Annotated in this window: 14 protein-coding genes; 3 read left to right on the top strand and 11 right to left on the bottom strand. The window is 64.0% G+C overall.

Translation table 11 applies throughout. The features are described 5' to 3' along the window. Nucleotides 1-5 precede the first annotated feature (5 nt). The 6 genes from J2T57_RS20205 to J2T57_RS20230 are packed head-to-tail and all read right to left on the bottom strand — an operon-like array spanning nt 6 to nt 5,334. A complete protein-coding gene (locus tag J2T57_RS20205) occupies nt 6-1,409 on the bottom strand; it encodes an FAD-dependent oxidoreductase (protein ID WP_253484420.1) in 1,404 nt (467 codons plus the stop codon). A 5-nt stretch (nt 1,410-1,414) separates the two neighbouring features. Next, nucleotides 1,415-2,341, bottom strand: a complete 927-nt coding sequence (locus J2T57_RS20210) for a polysaccharide deacetylase family protein (RefSeq protein WP_253484423.1) — start codon at nt 2,339-2,341, stop codon at nt 1,415-1,417. Continuing rightward, nucleotides 2,338-3,285, bottom strand: coding sequence for a polysaccharide deacetylase family protein (locus J2T57_RS20215; RefSeq protein ID WP_253484426.1), 948 nt, complete (start codon nt 3,283-3,285; stop codon nt 2,338-2,340). The genes J2T57_RS20210 and J2T57_RS20215 overlap by 4 nt, the downstream gene beginning before the upstream one ends. Beyond that, on the bottom strand, nt 3,285-3,962 hold the full coding sequence (locus J2T57_RS20220; protein WP_253484428.1) for an isochorismatase family protein: 678 nt from the start codon (nt 3,960-3,962) through the stop codon (nt 3,285-3,287). Before J2T57_RS20220 ends, J2T57_RS20215 begins: the two co-directional genes overlap by 1 nt. Next, nucleotides 3,949-4,869, bottom strand: a complete 921-nt coding sequence (locus J2T57_RS20225; protein ID WP_253484431.1) for an isocitrate lyase/PEP mutase family protein — start codon at nt 4,867-4,869, stop codon at nt 3,949-3,951. The genes J2T57_RS20220 and J2T57_RS20225 overlap by 14 nt, the downstream gene beginning before the upstream one ends. Before the next feature lie 39 nt (nt 4,870-4,908). Beyond that, nucleotides 4,909-5,334 carry a nuclear transport factor 2 family protein gene (locus tag J2T57_RS20230; protein ID WP_253484435.1) on the bottom strand — a complete coding sequence of 142 codons (426 nt, stop codon included), beginning with the start codon at nt 5,332-5,334 and terminating at the stop codon, nt 4,909-4,911. A gap of 100 nt (nt 5,335-5,434) precedes the next feature. On the opposite strand from J2T57_RS20230, the gene J2T57_RS20235 reads away from it, so the two are divergent. After that, a complete protein-coding gene (locus tag J2T57_RS20235) occupies nt 5,435-6,232 on the top strand; it encodes a GntR family transcriptional regulator (RefSeq protein WP_253484438.1) in 798 nt (265 codons plus the stop codon). A gap of 17 nt (nt 6,233-6,249) precedes the next feature. Here J2T57_RS20235 and J2T57_RS20240 read toward each other — a convergent pair whose 3' ends face one another. The 5 genes from J2T57_RS20240 to leuC form a co-directional block, all read right to left on the bottom strand. Then, complete coding sequence (locus J2T57_RS20240; protein ID WP_253484440.1) at nt 6,250-7,566, bottom strand: TRAP transporter large permease; 1,317 nt, start codon at nt 7,564-7,566, stop codon at nt 6,250-6,252. Beyond that, nucleotides 7,563-8,072: a TRAP transporter small permease gene (locus J2T57_RS20245; RefSeq protein WP_253484443.1), complete on the bottom strand. Its 510-nt coding sequence runs from the start codon at nt 8,070-8,072 to the stop codon at nt 7,563-7,565. Before J2T57_RS20245 ends, J2T57_RS20240 begins: the two co-directional genes overlap by 4 nt. A 73-nt stretch (nt 8,073-8,145) precedes the next feature. Then, nucleotides 8,146-9,147, bottom strand: a complete 1,002-nt coding sequence (gene dctP / locus J2T57_RS20250) for a TRAP transporter substrate-binding protein DctP (RefSeq protein ID WP_253484456.1) — start codon at nt 9,145-9,147, stop codon at nt 8,146-8,148. A 10-nt stretch (nt 9,148-9,157) separates the two neighbouring features. Next, nucleotides 9,158-9,811, bottom strand: coding sequence for a 3-isopropylmalate dehydratase small subunit (gene leuD / locus J2T57_RS20255; protein ID WP_253484459.1), 654 nt, complete (start codon nt 9,809-9,811; stop codon nt 9,158-9,160). After that, nucleotides 9,808-11,220, bottom strand: coding sequence for a 3-isopropylmalate dehydratase large subunit (gene leuC, locus J2T57_RS20260; RefSeq protein WP_253484753.1), 1,413 nt, complete (start codon nt 11,218-11,220; stop codon nt 9,808-9,810). Before leuC ends, leuD begins: the two co-directional genes overlap by 4 nt. 110 nt (nt 11,221-11,330) lie before the next feature. Here leuC and J2T57_RS20265 point away from each other — a divergent pair, with 110 nt between their 5' ends. After that, complete coding sequence (locus J2T57_RS20265) at nt 11,331-12,506, top strand: acyl-CoA dehydrogenase (RefSeq protein ID WP_253484461.1); 1,176 nt, start codon at nt 11,331-11,333, stop codon at nt 12,504-12,506. A 77-nt stretch (nt 12,507-12,583) separates the two neighbouring features. Beyond that, nucleotides 12,584-12,850 (top strand): DksA/TraR family C4-type zinc finger protein, encoded by a 267-nt coding sequence (locus tag J2T57_RS20270; protein WP_253484464.1) that lies wholly within the window; start codon nt 12,584-12,586, stop codon nt 12,848-12,850. The last annotated feature ends 38 nt before the right edge of the window (nt 12,851-12,888 follow it).

Here is a 12,888-nt window from a genome sequence, read left to right on the forward strand (position 1 = left end):
CTCGCTCAGGCCGCGATCTGCCGGGCCGCGCTGCCACCGGCAATGGCGCCCATGACTACGGCGCTCAGCAGGCCGTTGCCGGACAGGTAGCCGGCGTCCCCGGTGCCGGAAATCCCCCGGGCGGCGCCGCCGGCGGCGAACAAATTCGGGAAGCGTTGTCCCGCAGTGTCGAGTACATGCCCGCCGCTGTCGATCACCAGTCCACCCTGGGTGTGGAACAGCGCACCGGTCACCTGCACCGCGCGATACGGCGGTTGCAGCAGGCTCTCCGTGGTGAAGCGCCGGCCAAAACGGTCCGGTTCCCCGGTCCGGGCATGGTGGTTTGTCTCCCTGATGGTGGCCTCCAGGGCCTCGGCAGGAAGGCGCAGCGTCTGCGCCAACTCGGCAACGGTATCGGCCCGTTTCACCGCGCCCGCTGCCACCGCGTTGCGGTAATCCTCGAAGCCTTCCTCGGCGAAGGCATGAATGCGCTCGTCATAGATGTTCCACACCTTGCCCTCGGGCTGCTGCAGCACCCGGGCGGCCTGCTCGGAGTAGCCGCCGTGTTCATCGGAGAAGCGTTCGCCGCGGCGGTTGACCTGTACACCCCCCTGCATCATCAGCGCCCAGGTGATCAGGGTCTGGTGAGGCCAGGCCAGCGAGCCGTGCCCCTGGAAGGACTCGAGATCGGCAAGCTTCGCACCCAGGGCCTCGCCCCAGAGCAGGGCGTCACCCTGGTTACCCTCGTGGCCGTAGTAGACGGCGCTGGTCATGGACGGCAGGTAGCGGGCCACCAGTTCCGGGTTGGCACCGAAGCCGTTGCAGGCGAGCAAGAGTGCATCACAGCCGATCTTCTCCTGTTCGCCATCCGGGCGCGTGATCCCCACGCCGGCAATGCGCTTGCGGTCACCCACGTACAGGTCGGCAACGCGGGCATTGGTGACCACATGCACCCCAGCGGCCTCGGCGGCGTTGGTCAGGCAGGCGATCAGCTCCTCGCCGGTGCGGCGCGGCGTGCTGTGCATGCGCATCACCGAATGACCCGGGTAGAGAAAGCCGTCCACTACGTCCAAGGGAATGCCGTGACGATCGGCCAGCCATTCGATAGTGCCGGAGCTGGCCTCTGCGAGCGTTCGCACGATGTCCGGATCGGCCTGGTCATGGTTCTTGCGGTGGATGTCCGCCGCCATGGTCTGCACCGAGTCACTGATCCCCTTTGCGGCCTGAAAGCGGGTGCCGGCGGCGGGAATGAAGCCGGAGGACATGAAGGTATTGCCCCGGGGGATGGGGTCGCGCTCCAGTACCGCGACCTCGCAGCCCGCATCGGCGGCGGCCAGGGCCGCTACCATGCCGCAGGCTCCGCCGCCAACGATCAAAAGCGGCAGCGAAAAATCCATCTCGCCGGCGGTGGATACATCGCGTATTGCCATGCCGGTTACTCCTGGGATGCCTGACAGCGGGCGAGAATGTCGCTGGCCGAGGCGCTCCAGACCTGCCCGCTGCCCATGACGTGTGCCAGTACCTGCTCCAGATAGCCGATTCGGTGGGGTTGCCCCATGAGCCAGGGGTGGATATTGAGGGCGAGCAAACGCCCACCCTGCTGCCGTGCTTCCGCCAGCAGGAAATCACAGGCGTCAGCAATCTGTTCCGCCCAGGAGGCCTCCGAGTGCAGGTTGTTGCAGAGGATGAACTGATCCTCCAGCTCCGTGGACAGCGGGATCGCGTGGAGCACGCCCTTGTCCGTCCGGAATGGGTAGGGCATGTCATCGTTGACCCAGTCGCCGAACCACTGGATGCCGTTTTCCACCAGCAAACCCGGCGTGTTGGGGCTGTGCACCCTGGCCGGACTCAGCCAGCCGCGAATATCGCGCCCGGTGAGGTCGCGCAGCCCGCCCACGGCCCGTTTCACCAGTTCAGCCTCTTCGTCGCGATCCTGGCCACCGTAATGCTGGTGATCCATGTTCCAGCCGTGGCAGAGAATCTCGTCGCCGCGCTCCACCAGCGCATCGCGCAAGTAGGGCATGCGCTCGGCCACCTGGGTGTTCACCGCGAAGGTGGGCGTCACGCCGTAGTGATCCAGTGCCTTCAGCACGCGGTAGATACCCACCCGGTTGCCGTATTCCCGCAGCGAAAAATGGCGCAGGTCCGGGTAGGGCATGGTCATGCCGTTGGGCACCTTGAAGGGAATGTTGCGCTGGTTCAGCGGGAAGAACTGCACAGAAACGTTGAGCCACAGGGCCAGGGGCTTGTTCTCCGGCCAACGGACTGCCGGGCGCTCGTGCAGCATGGACCATTCATACCAGTCATGGTCGTAACCATGGCGGCGCCAGGCGTAGCGCAGATAGTCATCATCCAGGCTCATGCCGTCCTCCCGCCCTGCTTGGTGGCAATGTCTGCAACCGCCGCGTCGTAACAGTGCTGCAGATAATATTCGGCGATCTCCCGGCCCGTGGTCACCCACACGTCTCTGTGACCCGTGATGTACTCCAGGGCCTCCTCGAAGGCCTTGATGCGATGCGGGCAGCTGACCTGGTAGTTGTGGGTAGGAATGCACATCACCGTCCCGGATTCCGCGCCCTCGGCGTACAGCCGGTCGAAATTGTTTTTCAGCATGGTGAGGTAGTGCCGGGGTTCGACCTTGTTCACGGCGTAGACGATGGTGTCGTTCATCTCCAGGGAGTAGGGCACCGAGACGAAGCGCTTGCCGCTTCGAAGCCGGATGGGTGTGGGCTGATCGTCGTGAAACAGGTCGCAGGTATAGATGCCCGCGTCATCGCCGAACAATTCCGTGCCGACTTCGGCGAACAGGTCCAGCGTGTGCTCGGAGTGAGAGAGTGCCGGCGCCAGGTAGCCGGCGCACTTCTGCCCGGTGTGTCGGTGGATGGACTCCATGGAGTCGCGGATCATGGACCGTTCCTGATCCTGTGACAGGCCGTAGGTGTAGCGGGTGTTGTAGATGCCGTGGCTGAAGATCTCCCAGCCCCGGTCCCGGCACATGGCAATGATTTCCGGGTGGTGGTCGCAGAGGGCCACCGACAGGGACACCGAACCCTTGATGCCGTACTTGTCCAGCAGTGCCATCTGCCGGTGGTGGCCCACCCGGTTTCCATAGTCGCGGATGCTGTAGCCCGGCACCGCAGGCGTGGGGTGTGGCCATGCGGCTCGCTGGGGGTTCTTCGGCGGGTCCAGCTCGTAGTACTCGATGTTGGGCGCCACCCAGAACGCCAGCCGGGCGCCACCGGGCCAACGGATTGATGGTCGATTCTCGTAGGGCCAGTAGTCGTAGTAGTCGGGGGCTTCCTTCATCACCGACCTCCGTGGCTCGCCTGTTCCGCCAGCCAGTCCAGCACGGTCTGCACCTTCACCACGTCGGCGTACTTGAGATGCAGGTCGGTGAGGTTGGCGTAGTGATAGCTCTCGTGCTTGTCGGCGACACACTCCTCGGGAACGATGGTGCGATAGCCCCGGGACAGGCTCTCCACGGCGGTAGCGCGGATGCAGCCCGAGGTGGAACCACCGGTGACAATCACCGTATCCACCTGGTGCCAGACCAGCAGGGATTGCAGCGGCGTCTCGAAAAAGGCCGACGGCATGCGTTTGGTGTACTTGATGTCCTGGGGTTGCACGTCAAGGCGGTCGTCGAGTTCGGCCCGCTCGGTTCCGTATTTGATGTTCTGCAGTGAATCCGGTGTATCGGTGCGGGTGCCCCAGACGCCGGCGTCCTCTCCGGACTCCACGAAGGCGACATTGGTCCAGACGATGGGCCAACTCAGGCGGCGAAATCCGGCGGTCAGCTGGTTGACGTAGTCGAGCTGCTTCGGATCTGTCTCGTAGGCAGTCTTGAACAGATCGGTCCGGGTATAGGCTTTTTGCAGGTCGGTGTTCAGCAGCACCGCCTTTTGCCCGAAGCCGAAGGGGACGCGTTGCGGGTTCGCCATCACATCGTGGAAGATCTCCCGCGCGGTCTTGTCACTGTGAATCATGGTCTGCCTCCATCGAATAAGCGGTCTCGTTCATCTCGTAGCGCTTGCCCAGCGCCAGCAGGTCGTCGGTGCCGAGCAGGGCGTTCAGGGCAGTGAAGTCGAGCATCTGGTCGCGGAAGGGATCGGTGCTGCCATGGGCCCTGAGGCTGCCGAAGAAGCGCTGGGCCATGTGGGTGAAGGCACGCACCAGCGCACCGGGGAAAATCACCAGCGAGAAACCCAGTTGCTGCAAGGTCGCGGCGTCCTGCAATGGAGTCACGCCGCCTTCCACCATATTGGCCATCACGGGGATGCGCCGACCGAAGCGCTCCATCACCCGCCTTACCTCCTCATCACTGCGGATTCCCTCGACGAACAGCATGTCCGCGCCGGCCTCCAGGTAACGCTCGCCGCGCTCCAGGGCTGCCTCCATGCCTTGCACGGCCAGGGCGTCGGTACGGCCGATAATCAGGGTGGCGTCGGACTGCCGTGCGTCTACCGCCGCCTGGATTTTTCCCGCCATCTCGCCGGCACCGATGAGACGCTTGCCCTTCAGGTGGCCACAGCGCTTCGGGAACGACTGGTCTTCGAATTGCAGGGCCGAGGCGCCGGCGCGCTCCAGCACCTGGACGCAGCGCATGACGTTGAGCGCGTTGCCGAAGCCGGTGTCGCAATCGACGACGATGGATGCACTGATGCGCTCGCGCAGATGCGCCAATGTATCGGCAATTTCGTGCAGACTGAGCAGGCCGATGTCGGGGCGGCCGAGCTTGGTATAGGCCAGGCTGGCGCCGGACAAGTAGACGGTATCAAAGCCAGCCTGCTCGGCCAGGGATGCACTCAGGGCGTCATAAACACCGGGTGCGACCACGATCTCGGGGCCACGGAGCCGGGACGGCAGATCGGATGTAGGGTGTGGTTCAGCCATGGGTTTGAAGTTCCATGAGATGTCGTGGGAGTGGGTGGCTCAGTCCGCGGCGGAGGCTGTCTCTGCCAGATCGTTCCAGACCTGCTGGTCGGTGAGCAGGCCATTGCGGACCTCGAAGCGGTCGATGAATCGCACATCCCTGAACACGCTGCCATCGGGCCAGGCGCCGGACAGGGTGCCGCGGCAGTAAACCACCGTGGTTTCGGTGTCCTCGAGTATGTCGGCTGCAGTGAACTGCTTGTGTACGGAGCGGTATCGCCGGCTTGCCCAGCTGACCAGGTCCTCCAGGCTTCGCAGCCGGGCACCGCCGGGGAAAACCATCGTGAATCCCGGCGCAGTCAGAGCGCGGGCCTGCTCCAGTCGACGTGCCTCCATGGCCCGAAGAAACTGAAGCACCAGGTCCAGGGCGGAATGATTGGCCGATCCCGCGGGTGTGACGAGGAGCTGGTTTCGATCGGCTGACATGGTCTGAACTCCGCTGGTCCGGGTTTGGCAGTGCGAGACGGCGAATTGTATTATTCAGGATACAACTGCGGCGTTTGGCCGCCATTGGGGGAGAGGTCCATTGGTCCAGCCGGCACATCGTGTCTCCGTGGAGGGCGCCAAGTCCCATCGGGTCTATCTGGCCTTGCGCGACGAGATCATCAGCGGCGTTTACCCGCCGGGGGAGAAACTGCCTGGTGAACTGCGGCTGGTGGAGCGTTTCGGCGTCTCCCGGGTCACGGTGCGCAGGGCGCTGGCCGCCCTGGAGGACGCAGGCATGATCCGGCGCACACCGGGCGTGGGCACCGTGGTGCTTGATCAGGCATTGAGCACCACCCTGATCACGGCGGACTCCTCCAATCTGCTGCCCAATATCATGCGCATGGGCAAGGACTCCCAGATCCGCCTGCTGGCCTTCAATTACATGCCGGCGCCGGAGTCGGTGCGCCAGCAGCTCGGCCTGCCCGCCGGTGCCCGTGTGCAGCGCTCGGTGCGGCTGCGGCTGATCGATGGCAAACCCTTTTCCTATCTCACCACCTACGTGCCGGAGGCGATCGCCCAGGGTTATTCCGAGGCCGATCTGGCCGCCAGGCCGCTCTACGCCCTGCTCGAGCGCAGTGGGGTGAAGCTTGATTCCGCCACCCAGACCGTGTCGGCGACACTGGCCAGCCAGGAGATCGCGGAGGCCCTGGAGGTGGCGGAGGGTGCGCCGCTGATTGCGCTGACCCGCCTGGTCTACGACGTCAACGGCGATGGCATCGAATTGCTGCAGGCGCTGTACCGCCCGGATCGCTACCGCCTGCAGATCAACCTGAGCCGCGCCGGGGACAGAAATGCCCGCTACTGGCGTCACGTGACCGAGCCGCCGTCCGGCAGTTGAGTCTGAATTCCACCGTGTCATCGCAGCATGCTCGGCAGCCAGAGGGCCAGGGACGGAAATGCGATCAGCAGCGCCACCAGCAGCATGGAGCAGAGGATGTAGGGAATGGCGGCGGCGTAGATTTCCGTCATCCGGGTACCTGGTGGCGCCACGCCCTTCATGACAAACAGCAGCAGGCCGAAGGGCGGCGTGGTAAAGCTGATTTCCAGCGCCAGCAGAATGATCAGGCCGAACCAGATCAGGTCAAAGCCCAGGCTCTGGGCCAGCGGGAAGAAGATGGGCACTGTCAGCAGCATGATGGAGATCTGCTCCATGAAGGTGCCCAGCAGCAACAACACCGCGAACATGGCCAGCAGCATCATGATGGGTGCCAACTCATAGCTGGTGGCCCAGTTGATCAGGCCGCTGGAGGCCCCGGAGAAGGCCAGCAACTGGCTAAAGGTGGCTGACCCGAAGACGATGAGAAAGGCCATCAGTGTGATGCGCAGCGTGCCTTCCAGGGATTGGCGGATCGCCTTCCAGGTCAGGCCGCGGAAAATCGCCCCCAGGATCAGCACACCCAGGGCGCCAAAGGCCGCTGCCTCCGACGGTGTGGCGAAGCCGGCCAGCATCATGGCGACGATGATCACCATCACCGAGATCATTGGCAGGATATCCCGCAAGATGAGCAGCAGCTTCTGCCGCCCCGGGATGGGCTCCATGTCGTAGGCGGGCGCGGCGGAGGGGTCGAGTTTCGTGCGCAGCCAGATGGTGCACATGTAGAAGGCGGCGAGAATGAGCCCGGGTATGAGCCCGGCTACCAGCAGGGCGCCGATGTTGATCTGCGCCAGCGTTGCCAGCAACACCGCCAGGGCGGAAGGCGGAATGATGATGGCCAGGCCGCCGGTGCCGAGGATGGGGCCGATGGACATGTGCTTCTTGTAGCCGCGACGCTGCATCTCCGGGACCATCAGCGAACCGAGCAGGGCGGTGGAGCCCATGCTGGAGCCGCTGAGGGTGGAAAAGCCGGTGCCCCCGAGCACGGTCACGTAGGACAGCCGACCCGGCACCCGCCCCATCAACGCATCAATGGCGTTGAACATGCGCATGCCGAGCCCGGTTCGGAAGAACAACTCGCCCATGAGCAGAAATAGCGGTATGGGCACAAGGCTGTATCGCGATAACGCCCCGAAGCCGTTATTGAGCAATTGGGTGACGCCGCGCTCGCCGCCCATGAAGATCCATGCGCCGACGATGTTGGCCGCGATGAAGGCCACGGCCACTGGCATGCCCAGTGCCAGCAACACGATAATGATGCCAAGCAGAAGCCCCAGGGCCTGATACCATTCCATCATTCCGCGATCCCCGCCTGGCCGCTATGCAGCAGGTCGCGCCCGACCACGAAGCGGAAGAATTCGATGGCCATCAACCCGAAACAGATGGGGTAGGCCGACGTGAGTATCCACCGTGGGATGAAGTAGCCCCCACGGGTGTCGGTCGAGCCGCGCTCGATGTGGGTCATCACCAGGTCGAAGCCTTTCCAGGCCAGCACCGCGCAGGCCAGCACGCAGAGCAGCGCCACCAGCCGACTGACGACCTGCAGCATGGTCGGCGGTAGTGCCGCGGTGAGAAGCTCGATATGCACATGGCCCTTTTCCCGCACCAGCCAGGGAGCCCCCAGCAGGGTCAGGTAGAACATGCCGTACTCGGTGGACACGAACAGCCAGGACCAGGGTTGCAGCCCGAAGTTGCGCATCAGTACCGACAGCACCACGGCCACCATGAGCCACACCAGGGTCAGTGCAGCGACGACGGCCATGCCGTTCAATAGCCCACGGTAGAGCTGGCTGGCGTAGTGCATGGCAGGGGGACTCCGTTCGCGGCATGGGTGCGACCCTGCCATCACCGGTGGTAACGGCAGGGTCGCATCGGGCTCAGAGGTCGTTGAACTTCTCGATGAGGTCTTCGTAGTGGGTCAGTCCCATGGAGTGACGCTCCATCTGAGAGCGCATCCGCGCCCAGCTCGCCTCACGGGCACCTTCCAGGTAGCGTTCGGCAGCCTCGCCTTCCAGCTCGACGACCGTCATGCCGTCTTCCTCCAGCTCGGCCATCTGCTCCCGGGCTACATCGCGGAAACGCTCGGCGCTGCTGCGCTCGTGCTCGATCGCCACCTCCTGGAGGATCTGCTGGGCTTCTTCGCTCAGCGCGTTCCAGCTGTCCAGGTTGATGATGGCGCCCATGTCGGTGGAGTAGAAGCTGGGCTCGATGCGGTAGTTGAGAAACTCGTCCCAGCCCAGGTTCTTGAGGCCGATCTGGGTCCAGCCGGTGGCATCCACCACGCCGCGCTCCAGCGCGGAGTAAACCTCGGTGGTGTCGATGCTGGTGATGCGTGCCCCCAGGAAGTCGGTAAAGAAGGCGTCGTAGACGGGGTTGCTGCGCAGGCGCAGGCCGGAGACATCCAGGTTGCCGTCGCTATCCAGGCTGGGCTCGTTGCGGGTGTAAAGGTTGTAGCTGACACCGCTGTCGAACCAGCCCAGGTAGTAGACGCCCATCTTCTCCTGATGAATCTCGTTCATCAGGTCGAGGCCACCGGTTTCCCGGGCATGGATGGCGTTGGCGTTGGAAGAGATCATGGCATCCCGCTCCGGCAGGGAGCCGGCGTAGAAGCTTGCCGCGGTGTAGGCCATGTCCACCACTCCGTCGCGCACCGCATCGGGCTGCTCCGAAAGGCCGATGGCTTCCGGGCCGCCACGGACATCGATCTGGATTACACCCTCGCCGCGTTCGTTGAGCTTGTCCACGAACTCGAGGAAGCTCTGGGTGTAGATCAGGCTGGTGGGAAAGGCATGGACTGCGGTGATGCGTTGTTCCGCCAGGGCGGTGCCGGAAGCCACCAGGATGGCGAGGCCGAAGGCGCATAGCTGGGTCTTTTTCATTGTTCCCTCCTCAGGAATCTGCTGGTTTCTGCGTAACGGGGTCGGGACTGGTGCGTGCAATTGACTGGGCCCAGGGCCGTCGGGTGGCGTCCTGCCGGACAAAGCGGTTGATCTCCGCCGCATACTGCGCGGTCAGGTCGATGTCATCCCAGCCGTTAAGGAGCTTGCGCCGTGCGGTAGGATCGATCTCGAAAGCAAAGCCGGTACCTTTTATACCGATCTCCTGCCGTTCCAGGTCAACGGAGATGGTGCCCACGGCGCCGTCGAGTTTTTTCAGTATGGCCGCGCAGTCGGATTCCGCGACCCGGGCCGGCAGCAGGCCATTGTTCACCGCGTTACCGGTGAAAATGTCACCGAAGCTGGGGGCGATGACGCAGCGGAAGCCGAAGTCCACCAGGGCGTAGACGGCAGCCTCCCGCGAAGAGCCGCCGCCGAAGTTGCGCCGCGCCACAAGAATGCGACAACTGTCGGCCTGCGGCATGTTCAGGGGGAAGTCGGGCACGGCAGCCCCGGCCTGGTCGAAGCGCAGATCATGTAACAGGAACTGGCCATAGCCCTCACCCCGGGATCGCTTCATGAAGCGCGCCGGAATGAGCTGGTCGGTATCCACGTTCGACAGGCCCAGGGGGCAGGCCATGGCCGTCAGTTGGTTGAGGGGCGTCATGCCGGCTCCCTCCCTGCCATCAATTCTCGGACGTCGGTGACGTATCCGGTGACGGCTGCGGCGGCCGCCATGGCCGGGGACATGAGGTGGGTGCGCCCACCTGGCCCCTGTCGGCCCTTGAAATTGCGGTTGGTGGTAGAGGCACAGCGCTCACCTGCCGGCAGAATGTCGCCGTTCATCGCGACACACATGGAACAGCCAGAGCCCACCCAGTCCAGGCCAGCGGCGGTGAAAATCCGATCCAGCCCCCGGGCCTCTGCCTGCTGCTTGACCAGGCTGGATCCCGGTGACACCAGTCCGGGCACGCGGGCGTGGCGACCACGCAAGACTGCCGCGGCCGCCTCCAGATCCTCCAGCCGTGCATTGGTGCAGGAGCCGATGAAAACGCGATCGATGGCGATGTCGGTGATCCGCTGTGCGGGGCGAAGACCCATGTAGGCCAGGGCGTCCCGCATATGATCTGCGTGGGCGGTGTCGCCTGCGTCGTCCGGATCTGGCACGGATTGATCCACCGGCAGGGCGTCTTCCGGCGAGGTGCCCCAACTGACAGTCGGGGCGATCTCCGCTGCGTCCAGTATCACTTCCCTGTCGAAGGTGGCATCGGCGTCCGAGCGCAGGGCGAGCCATGCATCACAGGCTGCATCGAAGACCTTGCCGCGCGGTGCATGGGGTTTGTCCCGCAGATAGTCGATGGTGACGGCATCGGGGCCGACCATGCCACAGCGGGCACCACCCTCGATGGACAGGTTACACAGCGTCAATCGGCCTTCCATGGAGAGCCCCCGAACCGCCTCGCCGGCGTATTCGATGGCGTAGCCCCGGGCGCCGTCGGCGCCCAGCCGGGCGATCCAGTTGAGAGCGATATCCTTCGCGCCCACGCCTGGTGAGGGACGACCATTGATGGTCATGCGCATGACTTTGGGCTTGCGCTGCCAGATCGTCTGCGTTGCCAGTACGTGGGCCACCTCGGATGCGCCGATGCCGAAGGCGATGCTGCCGAAGGCGCCGTGGGTGGATGTGTGGCTGTCGCCGCAGACGATAAGTAGCCCGGGAAGGGTGAAGCCCTGCTCGGGGCCCAGGACGTGAACGATGCCCTGCCGGGGATCTTCCAGCCCGAAAAGGCGGATATCGTGATTGGCTGTGTTGGCGTAGAGCCTGTCTACCACGCCCCTGATGTCGGCGTTGGCGATGGGAAGGTTGCGACCGCGGGTGGGGACGTAATGGTCGGCAACGCCGATGGTCAGATCGGGTCGGGCAACCGCTTGCTGCCGGGCTGCCAGCTTGGCGAAGGCATGGAAAGAGCCTTCATGCACGAAATGGCGGTCCACCCACAGCAGGCTTTGCCCGTCCTCGTCGCGCACGATTTCATGGCTGTGCCAGACTTTGTCGAATAGCGTGCGCCCCGTCACCGTCTCCACCGCCACCATTTGACTGACAGACAGGAATTTGTATTACTGGTAATACAACCTATCAAGGGTGTCAAGGGACGCCCGCCCGCCCAGGCTTGAGGTTAGCAGCCATGACGCGATTCCAATGGGATGATCCCCTCCTGCTCGAAACGGCCCTGAACGACGACGAGCGCATGGTGCGTGATACGGCCCGCAGCTATTGCCAGGACCAGCTCATGCCCCGTGTGCTTGAGGCCAATCGCCACGAGCACTTCCACCGGGAAATCATGAACGAACTCGGTGAGCTAGGCCTGCTGGGCGCAACCCTGCCCGAGGAATACGGCTGCGCCGGGGTGAACCACGTCTGCTATGGGCTGGTGGCCCGGGAAGTCGAACGGGTCGACTCCGGGTATCGCTCGGCCATGAGTGTGCAGAGCTCGTTGGTCATGCATCCGATCCATGCCTATGGCAGCGAGGAACAGCGCAAGCGTTTCCTGCCGCGGCTGGCCACGGGCGAACTGGTGGGCTGCTTTGGTCTGACCGAACCTGATCACGGCTCGGATCCGGCGGGCATGAAGTCCCGGGCGCGCAAGGTGGACGGCGGCTACCGGCTGTCCGGCTCCAAGATCTGGATCACCAATTCGCCAATCGCCGATGTGTTCATCGTCTGGGCGAAGCTCGACAATGTCATTCGCGGTTTCATTCTCGAGAAGGGCATGGAGGGGCTCTCCGCCCCCAAGATCGAGGGCAAGTTCTCCCTGCGGGCGTCCATCACCGGTGAGATCGTGATGGACGACGTCTTCGTGCCGGAAGATAACCTGCTGCCCAACGTGGAAGGCCTCAAGGGCCCGTTTGGTTGCCTCAACAAGGCGCGCTACGGCATCGCCTGGGGTGTGCTCGGTGCCGCCGAGTTCTGCTGGCATGCGGCCCGGGGCTATACCCTGGAGCGCAAGCAGTTCGGCAGGCCCCTGGCTGCAACCCAGCTCGTCCAGAAGAAGCTGGCAGACATGCAGACGGAGATCACCATCGGCCTGCATGCCGTGCTGCGCCTTGGTCGGTTGATCGACGACGGTGTCTGGTCGCCGGAGATGATCTCGCTACTCAAGCGCAACAACTGCGGCAAGGCGCTGGATATCGCCCGCGTGGCCCGGGACATGCACGGCGGCAACGGGATCGCCGACGAGTATCACGTGATCCGCCATGTGATGAACCTGGAAAGCGTGAATACCTACGAGGGCACCCACGACATCCACGCCCTGATCCTGGGCCGGGCGCAGACAGGTATTCAGGCGTTCATGGCAGAGTAGGGCGCCAGCGCGCCAGACTGGTGGCCTGACTACTATACTGGTGACAGCTTGGTGGACTGGTCTGGCTGGAGGTGTGTATGGCCGGTGGTTGGTCCAGAGATGGCGCCGTGCAGGATCAGATCGACAGCACTGTTGATGACGCCGTGCGGCGCGCCCGCAGTCAGTTGCCGGTGGGCGAGAGTCTCCACCACTGCGAGGAATGCGACGCCGAGATACCCGAGGGGCGACGCCAGGCAGTGAAGGGCGTACGTCTTTGTGTGGTCTGCCAGGGAAAGCGGGACGCCGAGCAGGGCGGGCACGCCGGCTATAATCGTCGTGGTAGCAAGGACAGTCAGTTGCGTTAGGGAGACACTGATTCATTCGCGCGTTCGCGCGAATGAAT

Origin of the sequence: Natronocella acetinitrilica (assembly GCF_024170285.1) — a bacterium.
GTDB lineage: Bacteria > Pseudomonadota > Gammaproteobacteria > Nitrococcales > Aquisalimonadaceae > Natronocella > Natronocella acetinitrilica.

What these genes read in the sequence shown, in the direction of transcription:
- leuD (WP_253484459.1), bottom strand. Translation starts at nt 9,811, where the DNA reads ATGACGCCCCTCAACCAACTGACGGCCATGGCCTGCCCCCTGGGCCTG.
- J2T57_RS20220 (WP_253484428.1), bottom strand. Translation starts at nt 3,962, where the DNA reads ATGATTCACAGTGACAAGACCGCGCGGGAGATCTTCCACGATGTGATG.
- J2T57_RS20240 (WP_253484440.1), bottom strand. Translation starts at nt 7,566, where the DNA reads ATGATGGAATGGTATCAGGCCCTGGGGCTTCTGCTTGGCATCATTATC.
- dctP (WP_253484456.1), bottom strand. Translation starts at nt 9,147, where the DNA reads ATGAAAAAGACCCAGCTATGCGCCTTCGGCCTCGCCATCCTGGTGGCT.
- J2T57_RS20230 (WP_253484435.1), bottom strand. Translation starts at nt 5,334, where the DNA reads ATGTCAGCCGATCGAAACCAGCTCCTCGTCACACCCGCGGGATCGGCC.
- J2T57_RS20210 (WP_253484423.1), bottom strand. Translation starts at nt 2,341, where the DNA reads ATGAGCCTGGATGATGACTATCTGCGCTACGCCTGGCGCCGCCATGGT.
- J2T57_RS20215 (WP_253484426.1), bottom strand. Translation starts at nt 3,285, where the DNA reads ATGAAGGAAGCCCCCGACTACTACGACTACTGGCCCTACGAGAATCGA.
- J2T57_RS20270 (WP_253484464.1), top strand. Translation starts at nt 12,584, where the DNA reads ATGGCCGGTGGTTGGTCCAGAGATGGCGCCGTGCAGGATCAGATCGAC.
- J2T57_RS20205 (WP_253484420.1), bottom strand. Translation starts at nt 1,409, where the DNA reads ATGGCAATACGCGATGTATCCACCGCCGGCGAGATGGATTTTTCGCTG.
- J2T57_RS20245 (WP_253484443.1), bottom strand. Translation starts at nt 8,072, where the DNA reads ATGCACTACGCCAGCCAGCTCTACCGTGGGCTATTGAACGGCATGGCC.
- J2T57_RS20225 (WP_253484431.1), bottom strand. Translation starts at nt 4,869, where the DNA reads ATGGCTGAACCACACCCTACATCCGATCTGCCGTCCCGGCTCCGTGGC.
- J2T57_RS20265 (WP_253484461.1), top strand. Translation starts at nt 11,331, where the DNA reads ATGACGCGATTCCAATGGGATGATCCCCTCCTGCTCGAAACGGCCCTG.